General features: G+C 57.5%; 22 protein-coding genes. 13 read left to right on the top strand and 9 right to left on the bottom strand.

The features are described from left to right. Positions 1-7: 7 nt before the first annotated feature. Genes nodB through WN72_RS46800 form a run of 3 tightly spaced genes read right to left on the bottom strand, consistent with a single transcriptional unit; the run spans position 8 to position 1679 of the window. Positions 8-667 (bottom strand): chitooligosaccharide deacetylase NodB, encoded by a 660-nt coding sequence (gene nodB / locus WN72_RS10230; RefSeq protein WP_092217721.1) that lies wholly within the window; start codon positions 665-667, stop codon positions 8-10. Then, entirely contained in the window at positions 664-1296 is a 633-nt protein-coding gene (locus WN72_RS10225) for a NodA family N-acyltransferase (RefSeq protein ID WP_092217722.1), read from the bottom strand. Before WN72_RS10225 ends, nodB begins: the two co-directional genes overlap by 4 nt. 41 nt (positions 1297-1337) lie before the next feature. Continuing rightward, a complete protein-coding gene (locus tag WN72_RS46800) occupies positions 1338-1679 on the bottom strand; it encodes a hypothetical protein (protein ID WP_244553843.1) in 342 nt (113 codons plus the stop codon). A 451-nt stretch (positions 1680-2130) separates the two neighbouring features. On the opposite strand from WN72_RS46800, the gene nodD1 reads away from it, so the two are divergent. The 6 genes from nodD1 to WN72_RS10190 all read left to right on the top strand — a co-directional run bounded on the left by nodD1 (position 2131) and on the right by WN72_RS10190 (position 9210). Next, the gene (gene nodD1 / locus WN72_RS10215) at positions 2131-3075 is read left to right on the top strand and encodes a transcriptional regulator NodD1 (RefSeq protein ID WP_092217724.1); all 945 of its coding nucleotides are present in this window, start codon (positions 2131-2133) and stop codon (positions 3073-3075) included. Positions 3076-3700: 625 nt separating this feature from the next. Next, positions 3701-4693, top strand: coding sequence for a LysR family transcriptional regulator (locus WN72_RS10210; RefSeq protein ID WP_092217725.1), 993 nt, complete (start codon positions 3701-3703; stop codon positions 4691-4693). A gap of 363 nt (positions 4694-5056) precedes the next feature. Further along, positions 5057-5473: a hypothetical protein gene (locus tag WN72_RS46795; protein WP_430644631.1), complete on the top strand. Its 417-nt coding sequence runs from the start codon at positions 5057-5059 to the stop codon at positions 5471-5473. A gap of 120 nt (positions 5474-5593) precedes the next feature. After that, positions 5594-6307, top strand: a complete 714-nt coding sequence (locus WN72_RS10200) for a MerR family transcriptional regulator (protein ID WP_194483042.1) — start codon at positions 5594-5596, stop codon at positions 6305-6307. Positions 6308-6610: 303 nt separating this feature from the next. Beyond that, the gene (locus WN72_RS10195) at positions 6611-7720 is read left to right on the top strand and encodes a branched-chain amino acid ABC transporter substrate-binding protein (RefSeq protein ID WP_092217726.1); all 1110 of its coding nucleotides are present in this window, start codon (positions 6611-6613) and stop codon (positions 7718-7720) included. A gap of 458 nt (positions 7721-8178) precedes the next feature. After that, positions 8179-9210: an LLM class flavin-dependent oxidoreductase gene (locus tag WN72_RS10190; RefSeq protein ID WP_092217727.1), complete on the top strand. Its 1032-nt coding sequence runs from the start codon at positions 8179-8181 to the stop codon at positions 9208-9210. Positions 9211-9260: 50 nt separating this feature from the next. Here WN72_RS10190 and WN72_RS10185 read toward each other — a convergent pair whose 3' ends face one another. Continuing rightward, entirely contained in the window at positions 9261-9485 is a 225-nt protein-coding gene (locus WN72_RS10185; RefSeq protein ID WP_167380989.1) for a hypothetical protein, read from the bottom strand. A 1671-nt stretch (positions 9486-11156) separates the two neighbouring features. Here WN72_RS10185 and WN72_RS10180 point away from each other — a divergent pair. Beyond that, positions 11157-11534 (top strand): NolY, encoded by a 378-nt coding sequence (locus tag WN72_RS10180; protein ID WP_092217728.1) that lies wholly within the window; start codon positions 11157-11159, stop codon positions 11532-11534. Between the two features lie 686 nt (positions 11535-12220). Next, complete coding sequence (locus WN72_RS10175; RefSeq protein WP_027562761.1) at positions 12221-12448, top strand: hypothetical protein; 228 nt, start codon at positions 12221-12223, stop codon at positions 12446-12448. Positions 12449-12768: 320 nt separating this feature from the next. Here the strand turns inward: WN72_RS10175 and WN72_RS10170 are convergent, their stop codons facing one another. Continuing rightward, positions 12769-12981 (bottom strand): hypothetical protein, encoded by a 213-nt coding sequence (locus tag WN72_RS10170; protein ID WP_092217729.1) that lies wholly within the window; start codon positions 12979-12981, stop codon positions 12769-12771. 341 nt (positions 12982-13322) lie between these two features. Between WN72_RS10170 and WN72_RS10165 the strand changes: the two genes are divergently transcribed. After that, positions 13323-14048 carry an outer membrane protein gene (locus tag WN72_RS10165; protein WP_167380990.1) on the top strand — a complete coding sequence of 242 codons (726 nt, stop codon included), beginning with the start codon at positions 13323-13325 and terminating at the stop codon, positions 14046-14048. Positions 14049-14396: 348 nt separating this feature from the next. Here WN72_RS10165 and WN72_RS10160 read toward each other — a convergent pair whose 3' ends face one another. Beyond that, complete coding sequence (locus tag WN72_RS10160) at positions 14397-15122, bottom strand: LuxR family transcriptional regulator (RefSeq protein WP_092217790.1); 726 nt, start codon at positions 15120-15122, stop codon at positions 14397-14399. Positions 15123-15227: 105 nt separating this feature from the next. Continuing rightward, entirely contained in the window at positions 15228-15416 is a 189-nt protein-coding gene (locus WN72_RS10155; protein WP_143130697.1) for a hypothetical protein, read from the bottom strand. A gap of 1053 nt (positions 15417-16469) precedes the next feature. Between WN72_RS10155 and WN72_RS10150 the strand changes: the two genes are divergently transcribed. Together WN72_RS10150 and hemN are read left to right on the top strand one after the other, a co-directional pair. Continuing rightward, the gene (locus tag WN72_RS10150) at positions 16470-17186 is read left to right on the top strand and encodes a sulfite exporter TauE/SafE family protein (RefSeq protein WP_092217733.1); all 717 of its coding nucleotides are present in this window, start codon (positions 16470-16472) and stop codon (positions 17184-17186) included. A gap of 1298 nt (positions 17187-18484) precedes the next feature. Then, on the top strand, positions 18485-19822 hold the full coding sequence (gene hemN, locus WN72_RS10145) for an oxygen-independent coproporphyrinogen III oxidase (RefSeq protein ID WP_092217734.1): 1338 nt from the start codon (positions 18485-18487) through the stop codon (positions 19820-19822). Positions 19823-20210: 388 nt separating this feature from the next. On the opposite strand, the gene WN72_RS10140 is transcribed toward hemN, so the two are convergent. Together WN72_RS10140 and WN72_RS10135 are read right to left on the bottom strand one after the other, a co-directional pair. Beyond that, positions 20211-20801 (bottom strand): hypothetical protein, encoded by a 591-nt coding sequence (locus tag WN72_RS10140; protein WP_244553846.1) that lies wholly within the window; start codon positions 20799-20801, stop codon positions 20211-20213. 568 nt (positions 20802-21369) lie between these two features. After that, entirely contained in the window at positions 21370-21543 is a 174-nt protein-coding gene (locus WN72_RS10135) for a hypothetical protein (protein ID WP_167380986.1), read from the bottom strand. A 486-nt stretch (positions 21544-22029) separates the two neighbouring features. On the opposite strand from WN72_RS10135, the gene WN72_RS10130 reads away from it, so the two are divergent. Together WN72_RS10130 and WN72_RS10125 are read left to right on the top strand one after the other, a co-directional pair. Continuing rightward, entirely contained in the window at positions 22030-23433 is a 1404-nt protein-coding gene (locus WN72_RS10130; protein ID WP_244553847.1) for a carbohydrate porin, read from the top strand. Between the two features lie 308 nt (positions 23434-23741). After that, positions 23742-25553 (top strand): hypothetical protein, encoded by a 1812-nt coding sequence (locus WN72_RS10125; protein ID WP_167380991.1) that lies wholly within the window; start codon positions 23742-23744, stop codon positions 25551-25553. Positions 25554-26384 lie beyond the last annotated feature (831 nt).

Raw genomic sequence — 26384 nt, 5'->3', positions numbered from 1 at the left:
AGTTTTTTCAATGAAGTTGAGGGAGTGGACGGATTACAAACCCGCGCCGTTGTAGCGCCGGGATCAGATGTGACAGCGCGATGGCGGTCTGATCGCGCAGCGTGGCATCAGTGCACGGTCGCTCCTCATCAGGAGGATATCCGTCGTGCAGGAGCACAATTGCACCCGGGCGAACGCTCGCCAGTACTGAATTCACAATTCTAGCAACCCCGGGGCGGGACCAATCTCTCGGATCGACCGACCAGTGCACAGCTGTGAGACCAACGCTCGCTGACACATCGAGCACCTCTTGTGTCCACATGCCGTAAGGTGCTCGCATGTGCCTGGGTGAGGCCTGCGGGCACGCCGAACGGATCGCCTCGCTCGCCGCCAAAACTTCATCGCGTATCTTCGCTGGTCCGCATCTGGATAGATCCGGATGCGTCATCGTGTGGTTCGCGACCTCGTGCCCTTCCGCGATCATTCGTCGAATGAGCTCAGGTTGTTCGGCCGCGTACGTGCCGATCACGAAGAACGTCGCCGGAGTCCGATGTTGCGCCAGCACATCGAGCACCTCTGGCGTGCAAAATGGATTTGGCCCATCATCAAAGGTCAAATACACGGGGCGACTTCCACTCACGTCAGCGTAGTCACAACGGACAGCAGATAGGGGGAAAAGCTCTTTCATAACTCGGGCCCGTTCCGATCGATGATCGTCCCGGCCGGCCACTCGCTTATCGAGCGTCCAACCGGAAAAACCACCACGATCACGTCTTCGATGCGGATCGGCGACAAATTGGGATAGACATCCGGATGCGTGGAGCGGACGCGAATGCCAGATATGAGGGTGGCGAGCCCCTGCCTTTCGACCAGCCGGGTCATATGTTTCTCAAGCGCAGGCCGAACCGTGCCAAAGCCGAATGGAATCCCAAGCCGCTGCAGCATGGGATACATCACGCGCATTGCCTGGCTAATTCCCAGGCCTTCAAGATCCGGGCGCACCGCATATAACCCCAGTTCGCCCACGAGAAGATCGACCCCTCCAACATTAATGAAACGGCGTAGTAGCCCGACGTGAGCAGCTATCCCGTGCGCGTCGTAACCGATTACGCGGACCTCAGGTCTTGCACCGGCCCAACTTCGGTTGCCCTCAAATGGCTGCGCATTGAACGCACCGGTCGGCCCGTAACTTTTGCGGAAGAACTCGGCGAGCTCGGCATGATCAGAGAGCCGCAGTTCGCTTTCCCAGCGGAGGCTCCACTGCACTTGAGCGCGCGCAGTAGGGGCTCCCGCAGTCCGGGATGCGGCAATGTTCATGGCGGGCTTCCTTGCGCCAGTGGAATTATGAGCGGAGATGGTCACGCGAATTCGCTAGTCGCCGAACCGCTGATCAATACTGAAATGCGCTGCCATGCCCCTCGGAGCGCGGCACTCCTCGCCTGCACCGCGCCAGGCGCCTTCGCTCGCGACGAAGCGATCTCATGGCTCGCGCTCGTCATCCGGCCAATGCCCTGCGCCAGATAGGCCGGAAGATGCCGGTGAGGCGATTGGACTAGCCAGATCCTGTCTGCACCACGCAGCATTTCGGCCTCGTCTAACATCTCTGTCGACGTTTTGGCGTCTGCGGGCAGGCCTTCGATGCGCGGCGCCTCATCGATGGCGCAGCCGAGTGGCATCAGATCACACTGGTTCTTATACATCTTCGACACGCCCTTAATGCGGTGGACAGGCGAGCCATTTGGAGAGCTGCCTGAATGACTGGGCATCCGCAATCTGCGCCTGCCGCTATTTCCCGACACTAGAACGCGGCTGAACGCGCTCTCAAGTGTACGCGGGTAAACCTGCAATATGGAAACGGATGAAACACGCATACCAAGGTTTACGGAGATCTGCCTGGCGTCTCGATCGAGCGACTTTCGCATCGAGACGAAGCGACGCGGCTCGCACGGGGCGCCCATGGCCGCCCCCGAAGCGGATGCGCCGGCTGCTCGCACGTCCAGGAGCTTTTCTCTGAGCCAGCGTGAGCGAGCCGCAGCCATCGTGGTATGCCTGATTACTTTTGCAAACTGATGTTTGCTATCCAACGTCCAGCAATTTGGTAAAATCGATTGTTCCGATGGAACACATCCACACGATGGATAGACTTACAACATGCGGTTCAAGGGACTTGATCTAAACCTTCTCGTTGCGCTCGATGCTCTGATGACGGAGCGCAACCTCACAGCGGCGGCGCGCAAAATTCACCTGAGCCAGCCCGCTATGAGCGCTGCGATCGCGCGGCTGCGCACCTATTTCCGCGATGAACTGTTCACCATGAGAGGTCGCGAGCTCGTCCTGACACCTGGCGCGGAGGCGCTTGCAGGTCCGGTGCGCGAGGCCCTGCTGCATATCCAACTCTCGATCATATCGCGGGACGCGTTCGACCCTACTCAGTCGAGCCGACGCTTCAGGTTCATCCTCTCCGATTTCATGACGATCGTCTTTCTTCGCAAAATTGTGGACCGTATTGCGCAGGAAGCTCCCGCGGTGCGCTTCGAATTGCTGCCATTTTCCGATGAACCCGATGAGCTGCTCCGCCGGGGCGAGGTGGACTTTCTCATTCTGCCGGAGCTGTTCATGTCGAGCGCGCATCCTAAGGCGATGCTGTTTGACGAGACCCTCGTATGCGTCGGATGCCGCGAGAACAAGCAGCTATCGCGGCAGCTGACATTCGAGAAATACATTTCGATGGGGCACGTTACGGCGAAATTCGGACGGGCGCTCAGACCAAACATCGAAGAGTGGTTCTTGCTTGAGCACGGCGTCAAGAGACGCATTGAGATCGTTGTGCAGGGCTTTAGCCTGATTCCGCCCATATTGTTAGACACAGGCCGTATCGGCACAATGCCCTTACGACTCGCCAAACACTTCGAAAAGCAGATGCCACTGCGGATCGTCGAACCGCCGCTCGCCCTGCCCACATTCACCGAGGCTGTGCAGTGGCCTGCGTTCCACAATACCGATCCGGCGAGCATTTGGATGCGGCGGATATTGCTGGAGGAAGCATCCAACATGGCATCTGAGCATCAGGAGCCTCCAACTCGCAGGCGCTGCTAGGCTCACCGTAAGCCACTCTCGGCACGTTCCAAATACGCTAACAATCCTTCGACCTACTCGGCCGCTTTCGTCACTTCAACGTCTCTGAGGCCAAGCTGCCGGCGACGGGCGATCGGCTGCGAAGACTTGCCGTGTCGTGAGCGTGGTGACCTCGCAGATGAGGCGCTTGCACCGCAAACAGGCGACGCCCGGCACTATCGCGGCACCTCCTCCAGTACAATAATGTTTGGCTTGCCGCAGAAAATCGCTTGAACCACACACTGCGTCAGGTTGTAGGTTGGCCGTCGTGATGAAAGCTGCGCTAGGCGGCTCTCGACTGGACGCTTTGGCGAACTCACGGCACTGGCCGGACGTTGGGTTGATCTGCCATTAACCAACCGGCCGGGTCCTGTCGCGTGGGTCGCCGGAACCGGGACACCGATCATCTTTGGGACTCTGACGGCTTCCGGCCGCTGCTGGCCGGACTACCGCCTTGCCTCTCCATTGTTGCGGTCATTGCACGAGCGTCTTTTTCGCGGTCGTAGGATGGAAACGATGTCTGTTCGTGCGAGCCAAGGACCTCTCCAGACGCAGCCGTCATCGCTTGGTGTATGCGCCCAATTACGTTCGTGCCGGATAAGAAGACATGCGTTTCAAAGGTCTGGATCTAAATCTTCTCGTTGCGCTGGATGCTCTAATGACTGAGCGCAACCTCAGCGCAGCGGCCCGCAAGATTAATCTTAGTCAGCCGGCCATGAGCGCAGCCGTTGCCCGGCTGCGATCCTACTTCCGTGACGAGCTGTTTGGGATGAGGGGGCGGGAACTTGTCCCGACCTCGCGCGCGGAAGGACTCGCAGCCCCTGTACGCGAGGCTCTAACGCACATCGATCTTTCAATTATCGCGCGGGACGTGTTCGATCCAGCTCGATCGAACCGGCGATTCAGGATCGGCCTTTCTGATTTTATGACAGTCATATTCTTCCGAAATGTCGTGGAGCGCGTCGCGCGAGAAGCACCGGCCGTCAGCTTCGAACTGGTCGCGCTCACCGATGAGCACGATGAGCTTCTCCGCCGCGGCGAAGTCGATTTTATTATCTTGCCGGAATTATTCATGTCCGGCGCGCACCCCAGGGCGACCCTATTCGAGGAGAGACTCGTCTGCGTAGGTTGCTCCACGAACAGCCAACTACTACGGGGGCTTACATTTGATCGGTATATGTCGATGGGCCACGTTGCGGTTAAGGTCAAAGGCGCGCGCAAGACGCGGGTCGAAGAATCCCTTTTACTCGATTTAGGCCTCAATCGGCGTATCGACATTCTCGTGCAGAGCTTCAGCATGATCCCGCCCCTGCTGGTGGGCACCAACCGCATAGGGACGATGCCATTAAGGCTCGTAAAGCATTTCCAAAGAACAATGCCCCTTCGCATTGCGGAGCTCCCGCAGCCATTTCCCGCCTTCACTGAGGCGGTTCAATGGCCCATGCTTCACAATAGCGAACCGGAAAGCCTGTGGATGCGAGAGATATTGTTGCAGGAAGCTACCCGCATGGCAACTGGGCAAGAGGCCTCCATCATCTGCACTTCGGAACGGGCTGATTCTCCCGGAGATTTCGCACGATCTGCCTCGCCGTTGTCGTAAGGACGTTCGTAAGATTTGCGAGCCTCATATCCCAACGAATGTCTCAACGCATACAGTTTTGGCTCGCCGCGCTCGAATTCATGGTCGCTCTATAAAGATCATCGCAACAGACGGCTATCATGACGATGTTGCGTACGTCTTCCGCACGTTGGCAATAGGCTCGACGTGCGAGCGGCGGGTCAGACTCTTGGCCTGGTTTTAGAGACAGGGACGTACGTTGCACCCGCCCGCCGGGCGCACCTGCTGTCGATACAGCAGAAGCGGCGCTGGGCTGCCCTCGTCAACTCTCCGAATCAGCAGTGGCTCTCGAAGAGCGGAGACGCTTGTGCTTCTTCGGAAGCCGTACCATCGCGCACCGTGCGCGTGATGGTCATCGATCATGCACATGACCACGGTCTCTTGCGCCGTCGAGGCAAGCATCGCGCACGCATGTTGCCCTGTCGCATCACATGGGAGCACATCGCATCTTCGTCGCTCCGCGCCGCGGGTCTGACTTCTTTTGGCCCTATCGCAGCCAAACGTCTTGACGACGTGCGCTGCCATGACGCAATGACAAACAAGGAGCTGAACTTGGAGCAATGCAGCGGCGTATTCGATCCGGAAGAGCTTTCCGTCCTGGGACGCCTTTATGATAGTGCGATCACCGCGCTACCCCCATCGATGCGAAGTCCAGAAAATCGCACAGCAATCGCCAAACTCATCCTGGAGCGTACAGCGGCTAGCGAGGCTCAACTGGCATGCCTGACGAACTTCTTGATCACCATTTCCCCTCAGGGTTGATCCCACGCCATTCTGAGGATAGTCACCAGTCTCGCGCTGGAATGGAAGACGATCCAGCTAGAGCTTTGAAATAGCTTGAATCACACGTGACGTCAGGTTGTAGGCTTTGAAATGAACAACATGAGCAAAGCTACACCACGAAGGCGTCGATGGCGCATTGGCGAACTTGCAGAGGCGACCGGAGTAACGGTACGCACGCTGCATCATTATGAACACACCGGGCTCCTAGCAGCTTCAGAGCGTACTGACGGCGGCCACCGGATGTACGACCGCGAAAGTGTGCAACGGGTTCACCAAATTCGAGCGCTACGTGAGCTTGGCTTCTCCCTTGTCGAGATCCGTAAAGCTATGGAGGGCACGACCTCACTTACCGATCTTCTGCGCAAACATTTAGAACGGATCGAACTTCAAGTCGCTCGAGCAACTCTGCTGCGAGATCGCTTGCGCAACATGACCATCGACAGTGATATCCAGGTAAGTGTGGATGAGCTGCCTGCCACCCTCAATGCCATGTCGCGGGTCGAGACGCATAATCAGACGTCCCGATGCACCTGTAAGTTAGCTGCAGATCGCGAGGAGCGGTGGCGGCGGATCCGCGACGACCTGCGTGATTGCATGGATCGAGGCGAGCATCCTTGCGGCGAGCGGGCAAAGGCTGTCGCAGTTGCAGCACGCTTGCTGATCGGCGAAATCGCTGGCGCCGATACACGCGTTTCGATGATCCTGAAGGTACTTGCACGATTAAGCGCCCCCCGTAGTCTGGCTGGTTGGGACCCCTGCCTCATGCAATATCTCGATCTGGCCCTTGGCGGGTTGGAGGATCAGCCGTACTGACGTCCTCCTGGCCGGCTCCGCACGGCATTGCCGATAGGCGCTCGTCGGCTCTGATGCGGGCCAACAGTTTTATGGACTAACCCGGACAGTCGTCGTGACCCCGTCAATCCGCGCTCCCTGATGCACCGTCGAGGCTCCTTCAAAACGGCCTTGAAACGCACCTAACGTCAAATTGTAAGTTCTACCGTGGTCGCAATCTGGCGACCAACGCAAGCTTCGCTTTGACAGACAATCTCCACCTGTAGACACGTCTGATCACAGCTGCCGGCTGTTACACTTCAGGTGAACATTGGGAGCTCTACAATGTTAAATCGTTGTGCGCCTGCTGCGAGTGTCGCGCTTCTCTTCTGCGCCCTCGCCTCTGTTGCGCGCGGCTCCGACGTCAATATTGCCGTGGCTGGCCCAATGAGCGGAAGCAGCGCTGCGTTCGGCGCACAAATGCGCGATGGTGCAGCTGCGGCAGTCGAGGCGTTGAACGCTTCTGGCCTACTTCTCGATACCAAGGTGATATTGACTGTCGCCGACGACGCGTGCGACCCGAAGCAAGCTGTCGCAGTCGCGAATAAGCTCACAACAGAGCGGGTCCGGTTGGTGGTTGGCCATTTTTGCTCTTCTGCGTCGATCCCGGCCTCCGAGATCTACGCCGAAGCAGGCATCATTCAGGTGTCACCAGGCTCGTCAAATCCTCAGCTAACAGAACGGGGCCTTGACACCGTCTTTCGGATCTGCGGCCGCGACGACCAACAGGGCATCGTTGCCGCAGAGTATATTCACCGGACCTTCCCTAATGACAAGATCGCAGTACTCGACGACAAGAGCACCGCAGGCAAGGGTATCGCCGACGTCGTTGAAGCACAGCTTCGGCAATTCGCTAAACAAGTCATTCGGCAAAGCTATGTAGCCGGTGAAAAGGATTACAGGGCGCTGGTCTCAAGGATGAAGAAGGAACGGGTGCGTGTCGCCTATATCGGCGGTTATCATATCGAAATCGGATTGTTTGTACGCCAAGCGTCAGAAGCAAGAGCGGAACTTATGGTCATGGCGAACGACCCTTTGATGACCTCTGAATTCTGGGCCATTACAGGCAGCGCCGGAAATGGCACGTTGTTTACCTTCATGCCGGACCCCGCCAGGAACGCCAATGCGGCCGGCGTGGTGGCCGCACTCAAAGCTTCCAACCTGTCCGCTGAAGGCTACACGCTTTACGCCTATGCGGCCGTGCAAGCATGGGCAGAGGCGGTGAACCGGACCGGTTCTTTCAATGCTGTGCGCGTAGCTAACGCACTTCGTTCACGGCCGACCGATACCGTGATTGGCCCAGTCCGGTTCGATAGAAAGGGAGACAATGCGGCTCCTGGCTTTCTGGTTTACCGTTGGCGAGAGGGCCGTGTTGAAACTGTCGAGCAGAACTGATTGGCGTCATCGCCATCTCCCCGAAGCCAAAGCGACACGGATAATGAGACGCGCTCAGATCGGAGAAGCGATACTCGCAAGCTCTCTCATACTTGCAGCCTTCGGAGCGTTTTTCGCGTTCGTTGCAGCGCTTGCAGAGCTACCCGACGTCGCCCTGACGGAGACGCTACGTCCGATGATAGACAAATAGTAGCCGTGCCGGGCTGATCTGGCTCGCGAGGCACAGGACCTCTGAAGCGAGTAACGATGCTTCTGGTCGAGCATAACTCGCCTTTGGAGGCGTTCGCGGCGCGGCGACGGCATTTCGCATTCTCGTCACCCGCTCACATGGTGCAAGCCCAGATCCACGCACTCAAAGAAAAATGGCCTGACCGGTCAAATGACGAACGAGACCTCTTTGAGCGCAAGGCACGAAGCAACCAAGACCCGCCATCTGATCGTAATCGGAGATTGATCGAGTGAAGAGTGGCCTTTCTTCAAGACTAAGGTGCGGCATTTTCGACCATTTGGATGACGACGGCCAAGATGCCGCACGACAATATGAAGATCGTCTCAAGCTGATCGAGGTCTGCGACTCGCTCGGATTCTACGCTTATCACCTGGCCGAGCATCACTGCACACCTCATGGCAGGGGGCCCTCGCCGCACCTGTTCCTATCAAGTGCCGCGCAGCGCACCCGGCGATTACGCCTCGGTCCGCTCGTACTGTTGCTCAACCTTTATCATCCATTGCGCGCATTCGAAGAGATCTGCATGCTTGACCAATTGAGCGGCGGCAGGCTCGAGGTCGGGATAGGCCGCGGTTCCCAGCCCATTGAATGGGGCTATTTCGGCATCAGTGCAGACGCTGCACCAAGTCGTTATGCGGAAGCCAGTGAAATCTTGAATATTGCGCTGAAGGGACACACGCTATCTTATCAGGGAGACCACTTCGAGTTGAGCGACGTACCCTTAGCGTTGAGGCCCCATCAACGTCCATCTCCGCCCATTTGGATCGCAAGCAATCGGGCGGAGTCGGCGCAGTGGGCCGCGGCAAATGGCGCCAATCTGGCGTGCATAGGCCCCGCCTGCGCTGTTCGGAACGTTACGGACACCTACCGTTCCCATCGACCCCACAACACAGCCGCACACGGCCGCGAGCCACTTCTCGGGCTGGCCCGCATGGTCGTGATTGCGAAGTCTGATCAGGACGCTCATGCGGCGGCCGAAACTGCGTATCGCCGATGGCTGGAAAGCTTTAAGTTTCTTTACGAGCTTAACGCCATTCCGACACCGCCCGCCCTTCCGCTGACCTTCGATGCAGCACTTGAGAGCGAATTGTGCGTCGTTGGAACGCCGGCTTCCGTCCGACAGGTCCTTCTCCAGCAGATGGAAGTGGCGGGTGCCAACTACTTGCTTTGCCAGCTTGCATTCGGAAACCTACCGCTGGAGATTTCCCTGTACACCGCAACTGCAATTAAAACTGAAATTCTCGGTAGCTTCGGCGGATAATGTCTGCGTTGGAGGATCGTATGCGTGGCAAGTATACCGACGCACTGAGGTTATCCGAGGCTGGTTGCCATATTGGTTGTCGTTGCGCCGGGCGCAAAGGCGACCGTCAGCCTCAATGGCGGCGAGATCTGACCGCCTCGCGCTCCTATTTTGGGGACGGCTTTGGCTAAGTTGTCTGCGAACCGCTTTATCAACTTATCCGCGGCCGAACGCTCTTCGTCCGCTTTGATCACGCGGACCTTTTCAATGGAGACCTGCGATTGCTCTGAGCTCATCCTGCATCTGCGGGAGGCCTGAGCTGGTCGGACAGTCCGGGCGAGACTCTATGACCCTCCCTTCGGCTTATGGGGATCGAGGAGTTTCTTTCACCTTCGTGAGATCTGGAGTCCAATTTAGAGGTATTCGCCTGCGCTCGCAGCTGTGACCTTTCTAGGCCGCCAGTCACCAACGAATCAGCAAGCTCGTCTAAGAGGCCATAAGCTCACTGCACCAAGCCGGCAGGAAGCAACTAACTGACCCGCTTTCGATGTAAGAGGTGAGATTACGCCCGTCCGCGATCCACGAACTGGATGCATCCCATCGACACTTTCGATTTTACCAATTTCAGCCAAATACCCATAAGTCGATCGCCGGTTTCCGGAAAGCGCATTCCACGGATGTCGTTTGAGAAATGAACCCATTTTACTTTCAGCATAGTCGCAGGGCGCTTCAAGGTTCTCGTGGCTGCTTCGCCAACGACAGCCATCAATCTTTGGAATCGACGCACGAGCGGCGTAAATGCGGCCAGATCGCTAATCGCAACTTCTGGCGCGTAATCTGTCGCGCTGGCGCCTCCTCCTTTGCAATCATACTAAGGCCCTCCAGGAAGATCGACTCTCGCGCACACTGCTTGGCCAAGGCAAATGCGTGCGCTGCATAGAATTGGGGCAGGCGAACCGTCCGCTAAACCGGTGCAGACTGCACTTTTTTCCCTGACCAGGCGGGCAGCGCCGACGATCCGACGCTGTTGCGGCCTCCAAACAAAGCAGTGCAGTTGGCTATCTGACCACGCTATTCTCCGGCCAGGACGAGGCACTGATGTCGATCGGTGTGATGCGACAAGCCTCGCGATCTTACTGCCCACCCCCTACACGTGGTGTGATCGTGGATTCTCACTCTGCTCGCGTCCTCAGTCTACGTCGACGGGCGGCTCCCGCACCCATTTTCTACAGACTGACGCTACCCTATCTCATTCTATGCGCCGGCCCTCTTCGACCATATCCCGGCGCGGTTATCCCTTCTCTGCAATCCTTACTTCGCCACCGGAACGACGGGTGGACGCGATCTGCCGGTCTTGTCTCTTATCGCGCCCCCCTTCCAGGAGTCGATCCGCCCCCTCGCCGGGCCAGGCATCGCCTGTCAACGAATGCAGAGAGAAACCGCAGACATGTGAAGCGGATGTTAATTCTGGGTTGCCTGGCATGAGCTGGGCCATAAACGTCTGGCATGATGACGAGACCGGTCTGGAGCAGCTGACGGCGCGCCTTCAGCAACAGCTTCGTCCAGCGCCAAACGCTCTTTGTGGCACTCTGCCTGGCAAGGCCTCCGGTTACGTCTGGATTGCTATGTCAGGCGACAAGCAATCGTGCAGCAGTTTGAGCCGCAATTCTCGACTTGCCGTCATCGCGGCGTCGCCGCCGGCTGGAGTTACTGCGACTGTCGAGGCGCTGGATCGGCTCAATGGTCGAATCACATGACAGTTCACAGCGTTCTCTGGCCGTTTCCGCCTTTGCGCTCTATTCGCGGCACATGCCTGCAACCCTCTCCCTTCGGCGACCGCGCGTGCGCACCTTGGCTTGTGCAGCAGCCATTCGTTCATTCGCCGCGTCTGCGGTCTCGAGGCTGGGAAAGCACGACACAACCTTACTCAGCCTGCTTCCTGCATTTAACTAACCGGAGCAAACACCGTGGAACTTGACCCTTCCAATTCACGCTCAGAGGACCTCGAGGATCGCATCGACCTGCAACTCGACCTCGTGGCCGCCCTCGTACGCGAAGAAGGCAGCGAGCTCGAAGCGGTCCGACTGCTAAACGCCCTGACAAACCAAATGATCATGGCGGAACTGGAGCTCGGGCAGCTCGGGGACGCCAAAACCGGGGACCCCGCCCGCGACCAGCAAACGACGCGGCTCTCGCGAGACCGTGGCGTTTACTACCCAGAAGACCTTCAGATTTTGGGACGCCTTTTCGATCAGGCCGTGGCGGCATTACCCGAAGTGCTCCGAACTCCCGCTAATCAAATGAAGATCGCGAAACTAATTCTGTCACGTGCAACAGTAGACTGAGATTTCATTTGGTTCTCTGTGGTTATGCCGCTTTTGTTGAACGTTTATCGCTGGGCTGACTGCGACGGTCGTACGCGCCAGGGATCGGCGACTCGGTGTTTATGGGCTACCGTCCCGTAAGCGAGCCGGTTCCGCTGGCTTTCCCGAATCACAACCGTTCGCCACCACGCTCAAAAGCGGGAGCCCGCACCCAGAGCAGGAGGCGCGAAGGGTCGAGCAAAGAACGAGGCCCCGCGGACACATGTCAGAAAGCAAACAAGCAGTGGCCGGAAAACGCCACACGCTTCGGTGAACGCGTCTTAGCTAGAGACTGGGAAAGGAGGAGAACGATCCATTTTCGTCGATGTTCGGCTGTACTCGTGATTGGCATGGCGCGATCTTCCGTTTGCAGGAAGAAGAGCCTCAATTGTCGACCGATACCGAGCAACAAGAGCACTTCGGCAACAAAGCCGCGCGAACAGCGCGAGCTCGTTTCAGCCGCTTCAGAATTATTCGAATGCGCCTGGCAATCCGACACGCCGGGTCATCGGAACTTCAACAAACATCTGTAAATTCATTGAACATCGAGAACAGCTCGATGTCCGAGCGTACTGCGGCTCTGATGTCTCTAGCTGGGACAAGCCACAGACGCTCGGTTTGCTTTTGCGAAGGTACTTCCTGGTATCAGGACGGCGTGGAGTGTTGAGATGGATCAGCAGATGCAAGATGCTATCGTGAGCGTCGCATTTGATAAAGCCTGGCGCTTTGTTGAGAAGGATCCGTTGCTGGCGCATAATCGCAAGACGGTCCTCCATAGCCGGTTGTGCACTTTCCTTGAGTCTTCGATAAAGAAGGGCGAACGGAATACGTTGAATCTGGCTAACGAGGCGATACGCAACTTGCGGGCTGAGCTGGCGCGGTCGACCGAGCAATAGGCGCCTGAACCCGTACTGCCACATAAGCTTGGCTTGTTGAGGGTCTTGGGAACCTTATGCGGCGGAAAACACCGGGGCAGAGCGTGGTGGAGCTACCCCTCCAGTCATGTTCAGCCCGTTGAAGAGGAGCACGTTCGCGACGACTATCGCCTAATGCAGCTCTTATGATGACCCCAGACCAGCCACCTAGACTTTAGTGCAAGTCGGCGACGAGGCGGGACAGCCGCCCTAATATTCGCTGGCGCCAGGAAGACCCATACCGTTTCCTCTCCTGACTTTTGGCACGGCACGAGGTCGCGCAAGTTCAAGCAAGAGCCTCGTCAAGCCCAGCCGCGTCGGCTCCTTGACACCCGTCGATCGAGGTCGAGGTTGAGGAACATCGTGCTAAACTTGCGATAGGTCCTGAGCCAGAGCGGTCCAAGCCTGCGATCGATCATCGCCGTATCACTCACGATTGCAAGCGGCAGCACGATCGTCCTGCCGGAGAAGTGAGCCTGGTCGCAGGAGACGCGTTCTGGATCAGCGGTCTTCATTTGCCGAACTCTCTGAACGAGCACGCCCGGGACGTGTTGGCGCAGCCTGGCTTTGTCGCTAGTCAGCGAAAGAGAGAGCCAAACAGCTCGTAGCACTGCGTCCCGTCACAGGCCATCATGAACGGATCGTATTCAAAGATTCATCTGCGCGAAGCGACCAGTGTCCCGTCCCCAGCATTTCGGTCGAGGCAGTGCATGGCAAGTTGCGCGCTCCACAATCTAACGCGGCGTACGATTGGACTCGTTTCTTTCGAAGACATGTTGTGCGGAAGTTACAGCAATTCGCGTTCATATTGTTAAACGCACGGCACCGGGGGGCACCGAAAGGAAACGACACTCGAATGAAAAAGATTCTCATTCTGACTGCAAGCATCGGCGCACTCGGTGCCGCCGCTCCCTCATTCGGCACCGACTTGGCGGGGCAACCTGCCAAGGTCAAGGCGGTACCGCTGCCAGCCGCAGCCCCGATCATCGATTGGTCCGGTTACTATATCGGCGTCAATGGTGGCTGGGGAACGAGCCGCAACTGCTGGGATTTCAATGGTGTTACCCCCGAGGGCTGCCATAATTCGACTGGTGGGACCATTGGCGGCCAGATTGGTTATCGTTGGCAACTCTTCAACATGGTCTACGGCATCGAAGGTCAGGGCAACTGGGCCGACTTCAACGGTTCCAATGTCAGCACCGTGTTCCCGGCAGACACCGTTGGCACCACGACAGATGCATTCGGTCTGCTCACGGGCCATATCGGATACGCGTTCAATGCTGTGCTCCTTTATGGCAAGGGCGGCGCTGCCGTGACGAGCAACATCTATCACGTCAACTCGGTGGCTACTGGCGCCGAGATTGGCAAAAACGATGATGTGCGTTGGGGTGGCGTGCTGGGCGCCGGTGCCGAAGTCAGCTTCACGCCAAACTGGTCGGCTGGCGTCGAGTATAACCACTTGTTCATGCAACGCAGTAACATAAGCTTCCCAGCGGCTCTTGGCGCGGATCGCGTGCACCAGGATGTCGATCTCATCACGGCGCGACTCAATTATAAGTTCGGCTCGCCCTTTGCCAAATAGAGACCTCCACGCGGTCGCATGAATCGGAACCCCGCCCCCCGGTCGGGGTTCTTTCCTCAGCTGCTCCTCACCCTGCCGGCCCCAATCAGTTCCGAAGCACCAGGTGCGCGCTCGTCTGAGTAATGGAATCCAGAGGCCAGGTGGAGTGTGGCCGAGAAGCCGCCAACACGCTGGAGGAACAGGCCAGGTCGATTCGAGAATTCATCGCTCTCGTGAAAGTCCCACAACCTCACGCAGCGTGAGATAACGGACTTGCTCCAAGGCGTGTTGCGAGCTCGCCGAAGGTGCCATGCACTATGTCAGAAGCTGGAAGCCCACGATTTGGCTGCTAGTGTCCCGTTCTCAAATTCAAAGAACATTTAGGCGAACCGCCACAACCACCGCTTGAATCCGGCTGGCTGCCCCCAGCTTTCGCATTGCGTTCTTGACATGAAAGTTGACTGTATTAACACTGATTCCCAAGATCTTCCCAATTTCCCATGACGACTTTTCCTCTGCCACCCACCGCATGCAACTAGTCTCCCGCGGCGACAGTGCAACTTTTCTGTCCCAACCATTATCGCAGGGACGAGCGATGTCGCCATAGGCGGTGTGAAACTGCCAGGCCAGCGCGTTGAGATGCCCGATGCGATCCTGAGGATCAGCATCATCGAACGCAGATGCAAACGACACCACAGATATCCGACCCAACGGGCCAAACAACGGGACGCTCATGCCATGCTTCAGCCCCGCCTCTCTCGCCTCGTCAAGTACGCGTCTTTCGTCCGGTTGAAGCTGATAGTCGTCGGCGAGTTGATCCCACAAGAACGGCCGCGAAAGCATCGGCGTACGCCGGACCACCGGATCGATAGTATGGTACTTGCGCTTGAAGTATCGGTCGCACCAGTCTGGCGGCCACTTCACAGCCACAGTCGGGGGTGGATACTCCGCCAGCCGAAGTGGCTCAACGAAGTTGAGAGCGCCGTATGCAACTTCACTGAAGCCTTCCCTCGTGGCACAGCCTACAAGAAGCTCGAATAGTGCTCTGAGTGAATGAGTCTGGTTAGCGCATTCGGTGAAGCTAAAGAGGTCCATGCTGGGCACTTCAGTACGACCATCAAGCTCCCCTTCATCGTGTTCGATTGCGCTTGCTTCAGGCCGAGCCAAATTCCAGTCCATGAGCTGAACTCGAGGGTTAGTTTAATCGTCCAGTCTGAGCGCTCGCGCTTTGCTGGACGCCATTGGACGAATTCGTTGCGCCCCGGCCGAATGCGCCGGCATGATCCCATCAAACGCCACCAGATATAGCGCCATCATCCCTGTTTCCGAGCCTGAGCTGAAGTGATCGGTCCAGTTTGCCGATAACGCACTGGCCAAATCGGAAATCATCGCCCGTGATCCGTGTTGAAGGATGATGCCATCGATACCAAACCAACGGTGTCCCGTTTGATCATGGCGGCCCTGATCGTCCGCGGGTCCCGGACTGAGCTTCCAAACAGCTCCGCCGGCTAGAGGTTTGGCTCTGTTGAGCTTGCATGGCGAGAGAACGCAGCCGAACGACGCTTTGGTTTATCTCGAGGCCGAGCACGACGAGATCCTGGGCTCTGATCTGCGCGATACGGCTAAGCTCGAGGGGCTTGGCGGCGCGGGACGCGAGGAGCGTCCTGTGAGCATCCATTCTTTGCTTAGGGACGAACAATACGAGATTCATATCTTTTCCCAATCTTGCGAATTGCCATCGCTAACCGTTCGCCGATTCTTCTCCGTGCGACGGCGCCGGAGACGGGATCGATGAGCAACACGGAACAGTCGAGGCAGAAGCCATACTCCCCGCATCATTGTGCGCCGTCTCATCGAATCCGTCCGGCAGGCCTGGCGCAAACGTACCGAACGTGCAGAAAGGGGCCACCTTAACGGCGCAACGATAGATACTCGTAACTGCGAGATCTGCTTGATGCGGAGGACATTTTGCATGCGCTTCTCCAGCAGGAGACGACCCGCGCCAGACTAGCAAGTGTCATACCAACTGCTGATTTCACAAAAACAGACCAGAAAGAGCTTCGAACGCGCATGGTTGGCGCGACGTAGGTCCGTCGAAGCATTCATGACATGCGGAAAGCCGACAGCACGTCGCGAGACGCGACACGAGGTGAGTTACAGCAAGAAATGCAGCTCACCTCGGCGGCCCGTCGAGTGCTGCTTCCTCAGGGCGCAACACAGTCCTATTCCCGCCAGTCAAGTACCAAGTACGGCAATTGATTGGAGGGCCCCAACATGGCACTCGCTAAAGGAACTTGAACTGACTGGACCTTTTGCCCAGCTATTCCGGCGAAGCGGGTCGATCCGTCCCCAAGCAGAAAAACGGTCAGACCGCACCTGATTGCGCGACTCATGATGGGCTCGGTGGAAAAAGGCGAAGATCGTCGCCAAGATTGGTGAAGCATGGCTTGTCTGCTCATCGCGATCATCTCACTGCTCTATGCGAGCGTTGGCCAGGCTGGTGGCACTGCATTCCTCTCGCTAATGGCATTTTTGGGTATGTCATTGACAGAGATGCGCCCGACGGCACTTGGTCTCAACATTGTCGTTGCGGCTTATTCTACGTGGCTCTTCAACCGCAACAAGGTCGTTGACCGGGCCATCCTGCGCCCGCTTCTCTTTTCGTCCGTGCCAGCGTCGCTTGCCGGCGGTTTGATTGCGCTCGATGACCACATGTATAAGACGCTGACCGGGCTCGTTCTTCTTCTGGCGAGCGCCGTGATGATCATGCAGCGGGGACGCGCGGCTGATCGTGTTTGTGAAACTCCGCTCACGGCAATCGTGAGCATTGGCGCGGCCCTTGGCCTGGTTTCCGGTCTGACCGGCGTGGGTGGTGGAGTGTTCCTCGCGCCGACGCTCATCACACTGAATTGGGCATCACCGAAGCAGACCGTCGCGTTATCACCCCCTTTTATTCTGGCCAATTCCACAGTCGGATTCGTCGGAGCTCTTTTCAGCGGCCAATTTCCCTCTCCGGATTTGGTTCTTTACGCTATCTTCGCGCTGGCGGGTGCGGTCGCTGGAACGATAGTCAGCCTGAACTGCCTGAACCCAGCGGGCATCAGATTTATCCTCGTTGCCGTTATGCTCGTTGCCGGCATCCAATTGGTTCTCGCTTGAAAGTCTCAACTCCCATCTTTCGTGGTTCGGCAGGTGATCCAGCACGGTCAGATCGGGGTGCAACATGATGGAGGCGGCAGCTTATGTCTGTCCGCGCGCCTTGACTAACTCTGAAGGCCGCCAACGCGAACACGAAAAGCTGTCGGGTCCAGCGGCGATGGGGCGGATCACCCCGTGCATCCCAGCTGATCGTCATGAGCCGAGCGGTCCGTTCCAAATCACCTCCCGTTCGCGCTTTCTAGTTGCCGGGAGGGTCAATGTCGGCGCGGCGCGCGAGGGGTATGAAGCGTAGTCGGCTCCTGCATGGCAGCTCCAGTTCGCAGCATCAGAACATAGTGACAACCTGACCAGGCGGTCTATGTGAAGCTGAGAGCTGCAGGTGCATCGCATCGATACGACGCAAATGGAGGCTAACGGAATAGATATGCGCGATCTGGCAGGGATCGATAGCTCCAAAGCCGATGTAAAAAGAAAACAACCCAGTTTGAAGCAGAATAGAAACTAATGCAGATAGTGTCCGTCCGATTGCATCTGGCCGGGATTCGCTTGCCATCAGCAGGCGTCCAAAGTCGTTGTGAGTTGGTGAGCTGCATTGGACAGGGACGACACGCCGCCGAACCAAGGCGCCCCGACGCACTTCGCCGGGGGGCTGAAAGTGCGCTGGGGTCGCCCCAACACCATCAGTACATCCGTGATGATGCTTGTGGCAATGAGACAACCAGCGTGGCGGAATTGAGGCTTATGCGTTCGATACTAGAGATTAAGAAAGGCTATCGTCGGCGGCGCTAAAGGACTTTGAATCGCACGTTGCGTCAGATTTTGTGCTATTGCGCTCCTGCGCTCTCATCTAGCAAGCAACTTATCTTTTGTGTCACGCCGGCCTTTGACGAAGGCATCCGTCGAACTCTGTGAGCAAACCAATCGGCTTTGCTTTAAAAAACCGGTCTGAAGATCGAGAAGCCGAGCTGCTCTTGGTGAGACCTACAAGTCCCTGTGTTGGGTCGCAAAAATGACGGGCCGTCAACGGATGCGAACCGGCGTGCCCTCGGATGAGCGATTGATCGCTCGCGCCGGCTCTCTAGCCGCTTCAACCGTGCTCGGAGGAGAAAATTCATACCTAAACATCCAAATAATCGCCAACGAGCGGCTCTCACTCCTTGCTCTGCCCCCTAGCCGCGTTGGCAGTAACATCGAAAAGCGAGACCAGATCTCAGAAACCACTTCGTTTGACATAACGCAAAGACACAATTGACGACATCGGTCAGCTTTCATGCTGTTGAGCATGGGAAAGTTAAATCTTGCAGACCTCCCTTCTAAACAAGTATTGCGATGCTCGCCTGCCTTGGTACACCATCTATCCAACCGTACCGGATTTCTCCGCGATGGTCGGTGCCAAGACTTGTGAGACATGGCTGAGGCGGCTGCCTCCCGACGAGCCCGTATCGCTCTACATCCACGTTCCGTTCTGTCGCTCTATCTGTTGGTATTGCGGTTTTCCTACAAGCCTCACGCGCGGCGAGCGACCGGTCCGCAATTACTTGGCAGCAGTGCGGGACGAGATACGCTTGGTCGCAGAGCAAGTGCCACGCGCTCTGCCGGTGCACGACGTGCATTTCGGCGGCGGGACGCCGACCACCATTGCACCGGGCGATTTTCTCGCCTTGATGGAACTCCTGCGCCGCTGCTTTGCGTTCAGTAAATCAGCTACCATCGCCATAGAAATCGATCCGCGTGGGGTCACGGCCGAGATGGTCGAAATGCTACAAGCGGCGGGGATCAACCGCGCGAGCATAGGCGTGCAAAGCTTCGACCCCGTGGTTCAAAGGGCGGTCAACCGAGTCCAGAGCGAGGTACAGACGGCTTCTGTCGTCGAAAGGCTTCGCCAGCATGGGATAGGGCGCATCAATTTCGACCTTCTCTTCGGACTGCCGCATCAGACGGTGCGGTCCTGCGTTGACTCCGCGCGAACGGCTCTAGCCATGCGGCCAGACCGGCTTGCGGTTTTCGGCTATGCACACGTCCCCTCCTATATGAAACGTCAGCGCCAGATCGATGAGACGGCGCTGCCGGATAATGTCGCCCGCGCTGAGCAAGCCGCGGCTATTGCAGATACGCTGGTCTCGGCCGGCTACCGCCAGATCGGGCTCGACCATTTCGCCCTGCCCAATGACGAGCTCGCGCTGGCCCAGAAGGCTGGTCGGCTGCGCCGCAACTCTCTGGGCTATTCGGCTGATACCTGCAAAACCGTAATCGGCTTAGGTCCGTCAGCCATCGGCCGTCTGCGCGACGGTTACGTCCAGAACGAGATCGCAACCGCTTCCTATCACCAACACATTCAGGTTGGGCGCCTGGCAACCTCAAAAGGCTACTGTCTCACCGCCGAAGATCGCCTCCGCGCCGCAATCATCGAGCGTCTGATGTGCGATTTGCAGGCCGACGTACCAGCGATCTGTGCTGCTCACCGATTTGATCCGATTCCTCTTCTCGGTTCGGCCGACCGCCTGGGAATGCTTGCAGAAGATGGGGTAGTAGACATTGAAGAGGGATTTATTCGGGTCAAGCAGGAGCACCGGTTTGTCGTTCGCGCTGTTGCTGCCGCGTTCGACACTTATCTCGACCGCATCCCTATTAACTAAGCCACGCATGTGAGCAGATCCCAAACCTCTAAGCTCTTCGCGGGGGCGATCCGAAGAAGCCATCGGGCAGGCACGCCAGATTGGTGTGATGACACGACCTTTCAGATATGATCTCAACACTGACGAGGGCTGATTGGAAGAGAGCTGATTTAAAGGAAATGCGCAGCATCGCGCCGTTCATGGCCCCGGCAAGATCATGCGGAAAGTGCGTCTGCACCACCTGCCCTGGAGTGCTCTCGATGATAGTGACGGCCTCACTACATGCCGCTGGAGACGACGGCGCCCGCACAAGCTCCGGGTTATTGCGGCCGCAGGCCGCTTTGCGACCCTACGGGCCACTTCATCGAGCACAGTTGAAGACTCGACCACGCCTGCCGCGTCTCAGACCTCAAGGCTCGGCTGTCTTCGGTGCGGCGATCACTGGCGCGCCTCCGACGGAAACGGGTCCCTGTGGTTTGGACCGCCCGAAGCGTTTCCTGGCGACGCTCGAAGCAGGCCGGGCTGGCGACAAAGGAGGCTCGGAAGCAGCAGAAGGAACAGGTGTTAATCTCTGCAGCGAATCGATCCGCGAAAGCAGAATGGTGATCTGATCCAGGATCCCTTTGAGGTCATCCCGCTGAGCGTTGATCCGGCTGTTGAGTACTGCGATCTCATCTCCGGTTTTCTGCTGTGCCCACTTTATCTCAAACAAGGAGGCCCTGTCCTCCAGTGACAGGCTCATCGTTGGAGCTTCCGGCGTCTCGACAAAGGCTTCAAGGTTAGCCCAAAGCCAGGCGCCAGCAGCACACGAGCCAACGAGGACCAGCGGGAGCACCAAAACCGGGAGGATCCGTCTTGACGGCCCGCGCAAAAGCGGCCGCAAGTCTGAAGCGGCCGCTTGATCCATCAAGTCCATTGTCCCTCGCTCAAGATCCCATTCCAGCAGGCTTGCTTCGTCGACGCGATAGGCTGCGATGCTCGCGCGCTCCAGGAGCTGCAAGCGCCGACAATAAATCACTCTTGCCGAGCTTCCCGATCGGCCACCCTGCTCCTATGAAACGCTGCTTCTTGAGGAACGCAACGCGCCAATTTGCGCGCGTCCTCCATGATAGCGTCACCAGCGAGCAGCGGTGCTCATCTTCGCCGGCGATGGCGCAGCCGTTTCTCGTCATTCAGGAGAACCTTGGCGATTTTCTTACCCGCGGCACGAATGCAAACCGTCCACTCATTCCTGCAGAGTGTTCGATGAAGCCACCTCTTGCCGGACCAGCAACCTCATCCGGGGCGGCAACGGCTGATCAGCCAAGCGGCAATGGCCGATTGGAACGGCAAGCACTGTACCTGGTCAACTACCAATTTCGGCAGATTGTTCGAGATGACGGGCTCGTGGCAAGGGTGACCAACGAACGCCGCGTACGTCAAGGATTCGGATGCAGGACGGGTTGTGCCGCGCTCACCGCAGCCAGCAACGGTTCGCCGATACTCGCCAAAGCTGCTCGATAGCTGATTCCTCCGGTCTCCTGGGCCATCACTATGGGTGTTGTGGTGAGGTTGGCGCGCGAGCAAGTTCAAGCCCGGCTATTGTCTTGTGTTTCGCTGAGAACGATACCGCTCAAGCGCTTCGTGAATCCAAGCTTCTTGCACGGAGAGCCTTGCTTGCCGGTCGCTGCCGCTTCGTCGAGAAAGTCGCCTTCGATGCAGACGCGCGACACCGCCAGACTCACAGTGAGCAGGGCGGACATTCACAATGTTTTATTGGCCAGGACAGCAAGCCCCCGCGCGCTCGTCGCGAGCATTTGCCGAGCCAGCGCCCTGCTCTGGCCCTCGGCGCACCGGCCTTATGCACCAGAAAAGTTTCGAACCAGATCATCGTCGTGCCACGGGGTGAGAGGTTCAGGAAACCTGAGTGGTCCTCTTCGGATAGATCGTGTTCTGGATCGTCCCCCTCGCCCTCGGACGCGCAAACGCCGGGAGCTCACTCTGGCCAATCAGGCCGCAGTTCAATCTATTCATCTCCGGCAGACATTGACCCGAAGTACGCCACGCGTGATTGCCTACTTGCGACGAGCTCGCCTCGGACACACTCGGCTACGGTAGCACTTTCGTTCAATTTGAAATACAGGGGAAAGCAATTTTGGCTTGTTATCGCGCTTTCGCTAGGGGCTTGTCTCGTCGGCAATTCCGTACGGGCACAAACCGCTAGTAGGTTTGATCCGAGTAGCTACTCCGTGGATCAGGCCGGCAAAAGAGGAAAGACCCCCGATCGGGCCGCAAGGCTCCCGACCGACCTGATCCGTCAGGAAATCCGCGCTTCTGCCTCGGCTCCAGCAGCAGGTCTCGGACTGCCTTTCGAGAAGCGCGGCAACGCGGGCAGGGGTGCTCAGACGAGACCGCAACAGACGATCGATCCCTTCGAAAGGTACGACAAGCTGCGTGAAAAAGGGTTGTGGTTCAACATACCTGGCCCTGCGGACACGATTGATCAGGACAAGGACGGCGTTAGATCGGCTCTGGCAGATGTCGGCATCGGCTACATCGGCTGGACACACAACAGCATTGCAAACAACCAGCTGCCGAATGCGGCCAGAAGCACTATCGCAAATCAGCTCTATATGGGCCAGAATCCGACCTTCGCGTCGGTAAACCTCATGATCGTCACCTACGATCTCAGCCGGTTTGGCATTGCCGACGGACAGATTGTCGTAGGAGCCGAGCAGCAATACTGGACGTGGGATCGCCCGGGACCAGATCGAGTAGGAATCAATACGCTCGCCTACTACCAGACTTTCTTCGACAGGACGCTAGAACTCAAGCTTGGCTACCTCAGAAACCAAAATGAGTTCACCGGCACATTGTTCGGAGGGATTACAGGATCGAACATGTCTGCCTTGTTCCAGGCAGGGATGAGCACCAATGCTACGCCGACGCCGGCGGTCAACTTGAAGTACAATTTTGACGATCGCTTGTACAACAAGGTTTCCGTGCAGCGCTCAATCAGTCCAGATGGTGCCTATTCCCACATAACCGAGAATCCCACCGGCCTGAACTGGAGCACGGCCAATGCAGGCCCCCTTCTCGTTGACGAAGCCGGCTACAAGAGCAAGTCGGCTCCCGGCGTACCCGAGACGTGGCTGCGGGCGGGCGTAGGTTTGAACAATAGCCGCTACACGAATTTGGCGGACCCCAAGCATCAAAGGGAGACTGGGAATCATTTTCACTACATCGCTGCAGACAGGCAGCTCTGGCAGAGCGACGCCCTTGGGTTGCCGTCTCGCGGCATCTATGGCGGCTTCTCTATCATGGGAGCTCCGCCTGACCTCAACAGGATCAGCCAATATTACGAGCTTCGTCTTTATGCTAAAGGACCTTTTGATAGCCGGCCCAGTGATCTGATTGCGATCGTTGCTAGCAAGACGAACTGGAGCAAATTTGCGGTGGATGCTGCTCTCGCTAAAGGCCAGCTTGCGCATCGTGATACCACGGCAATCACCGGAACATATACCGCCCGTCTTGCTCCGGGAATATATGCAGGTGTGGGATTATCATACATTCATAACCCCACAAGCATCACGCACACGCCCCAAACCGAACACGCGCTCAATCTGTTGGTATCTACGTTGATATTCTTCTGATCATCGCAAGTGCCATTTTGGTTCCACCTTCTCGAGCCGCATGGGACTTGAGCTTCGCGATCTTGTTGGAGGGACCGGCGCCAGACGAGCCCGTTGGGATCTAAGGGTGCGCTGTAAGAGCATATGGACACAAGATGTCGTGGGATCCCAGGGAGAGTGAGGCGGATTGTTCAGGAGAGCCTGGTCCATCATTTCCGAGGTTGACCCACCCCGAATAACTCTTCGCCGCGGAACCATAGCCAAGTCAGGTTCTCGAAAGCTTGCCGAACTAGGCAGACCTGTTCAGGTGATCCTGGAGTGAGCTTAGCGTGGACCCCCCAAATTTTGACCCTTCTAACGTGCCAGCCTGGTCGCAGGTGCAGCACGACGTCTCGCAAGAGCCGCAGACGAGCCAGGCCGGACAAGATGGCTTTGAGCAGCACTTGGCTGAAGCAGGGCAGGCCGAACCCGCGCCCGTCGGCGGACGAGGCTCCTATCCCCATCTATCTACAGAAGACCGGGGCCTTATCAACAAGGCGATTGCTCAATATGTGGATCAGAAGAACCCACAACCGAATACGGTCAAGCTTTATACTCAGGCACTTCGCCGACTGGCGAATGATCTCCGCGCCCGTGGCAAAACGATTGATCTAAGGGACCACCAGTCGCTGGTTAATCACCTAGATACTTACTTTCCGAACGATGCCCTCATGAAGACAGGTGTAAGCGTCCTTCGTGCGTCTCATGATTCAAATTATTTGGTTTCTCGCGGGCGACCGCGCACGCTCCCCTCGGCGAAAGAGGCCTCTAACGATGGCCAGCGCTCCCAGAATGATGCGATAGATCCACCTGCCCAGAGCAATCTCCCGGCAAGCGAGGAGGTCCCCATCAATCATGAACATGACACGGCTCAATCGAGACCAGCGAAGAGACAGAGGACGCTGAACGATCTGGAAGAGGTTCTGGTATATCGGAAACCGATCGCAAGCGCCGCTTCAGGAGGAAGTGGCGGAGCAATGCCGGTCGCCTCAACGGGCGTCATAATCCGGGGGCAGTGGGACAGGCGGCCTCTTTATCCGGAGGATGCTGCCGATATCTTCAGGCTTGAGGAGGCGCTTATTGAGGGCGGAACGGCCGCCGTTACGGCGAAGCAGCATGCAGGTTCTCTTATTGGCTATAGCCGTTGGCTCTTCGCAAAAAACAAACCAAGCATTGTTGCTCGGCTAGACGGCAAATCGCTGAGCGATGGCAGTGACGTGCGCGAGTTCAGCGGTGCCTCTAAAAGCAACAGACTCGTTAAAGCGTTAGAGCATCTGCGGACCTTTCGGTCGACGGGGGGCGTCGTGCCCATCGTGCGTCCAGGTCGCACTCGCGCTAAACTCAATCCTGCCCCTCAGAACGTGGCGCTCATCAATCCCGAAGCTGCTTTACTGACAGACTCGACACGCATCGACAGCCCCGCTCCGCAGCACGGCGCGTCCTACGGAGCTAGTCGGCAAGAGGAGCATCAGGAAGGACACAACAATCAACCTGTCCCGTCGGCTCTCCTCGAAGGACAGGTTGCGATCGATCCAGAGCAACTTCCTCAGGAGCAGGTTCGGCGCCTGCGCGACCATCTTGATGACCAAGCTATCCCCTCGCCATCAGAGGAGCTTCAGCAGCTGGAAAAGGAGTCGCGTAACGCGCTTCACCAGCAATCGGAGGATCCCCCTGATCCCTCGTTTCCCTTTGATCCAGAAGAGTTTATCATTGATCTAGACCAGTTCTCTCCAGCGGAGGTTTGGCGACTGCTCGAGGATGAAGACGCACAGGAGCTTACTGGGGGGCGAGATGATCAACCCGCCACCTCGGCTTTCATCCAGGAGCAAGTCGCATCCGATTCGGAGCAGCTCCCTCAGGCAGACCTCCGGCGAGTGCTGGATCATCTCGATGATCAACCCAGCGACTCGTCGGTCTCCGTCCCTCCAGAGGAGCTGCGGCAACTGGAAAAGGACTTGCACGACGCGCTTCACGGACTCCGGGATGATCACTTCGCTCCTCCTGTTTCCATTGATCCAGAAGAATGTACTTTCGAGCCAGAGCCGTTTTCTCCAGGCGAGCTTCGGCGACTGCTCGATGATGAACAACCAGAGGAGCTTTAGGAAGGGCGAGACGTCCGCGTTCGTGCAAGGGCACATCGCCTTTCGGCGCGGAGCAGAGTTCTCATGACCGACCGTCGGGAATACCGCGATGTAATTGCCCTGCCGAGCCATCGTTGAGGCGAACCGTTGGTTGACGCCCCATTTCTTAGCGAGGATCGATCCCCCACATGGCATCGGGGTTGTTGTACCGAGTAGAGGCGGGTTCTCTCATTGGCAGGCCCTTCTGCGATGGGTGATCGATTAGCGGCTGTGGTGCGAGATAGCCGTGGACGAAGCTAGTCTTCGTGGCTTTTACGGACCGATGTCGCCTCAAACTCTGGCGATCATGGGCAGCCTGTCCCGGCCATCAAGACTCAGAACGGCAACCGGAACAGCCTCCCTCCTCATTGTGGCCGCCTGCTCTCGTGATCTGGTTCTGTCGGGATTCGTGTTTTGCCGCTGATTCCGGACTTAGCGCCTCCAGATCTGGCTGTTCGCAGCGACAATGGGCGAACTCTGGAAACAAGCGTGCTCGTTCCTCCCTATGCCGTATCAGTAAACGTGATGGTACCAAGAGGCCGTCGTCATGCAATTTAACAGCTGCCGGATGTTGTCTCACATGCGGATCTTGCAGGGCACGTACCCGGTCGTATGATTCAATCGGGTTCACGCCGCGCTCGCTGAGAGACTGTCGCCTCGCAACCTTTCGAGCTAGGCTCGGGCCTGATGTACGGACAGTGGAGAGGTTGCCGCTTGAGAAAACTGACTGAGTCAGGCGCGCGCTCAAACGGCGCAAATCGGCTGCCGCATTCTTGATGGTGCCGTCGCTGAGATTACCCGCCGCCTTGTTTC

This window comes from Bradyrhizobium arachidis (genome assembly GCF_015291705.1).
Classification (GTDB): domain Bacteria; phylum Pseudomonadota; class Alphaproteobacteria; order Rhizobiales; family Xanthobacteraceae; genus Bradyrhizobium; species Bradyrhizobium arachidis.
The sequence above is the reverse complement of the archived record's forward strand: the minus strand, read 5'-3'. Positions and strand labels throughout refer to the sequence as shown.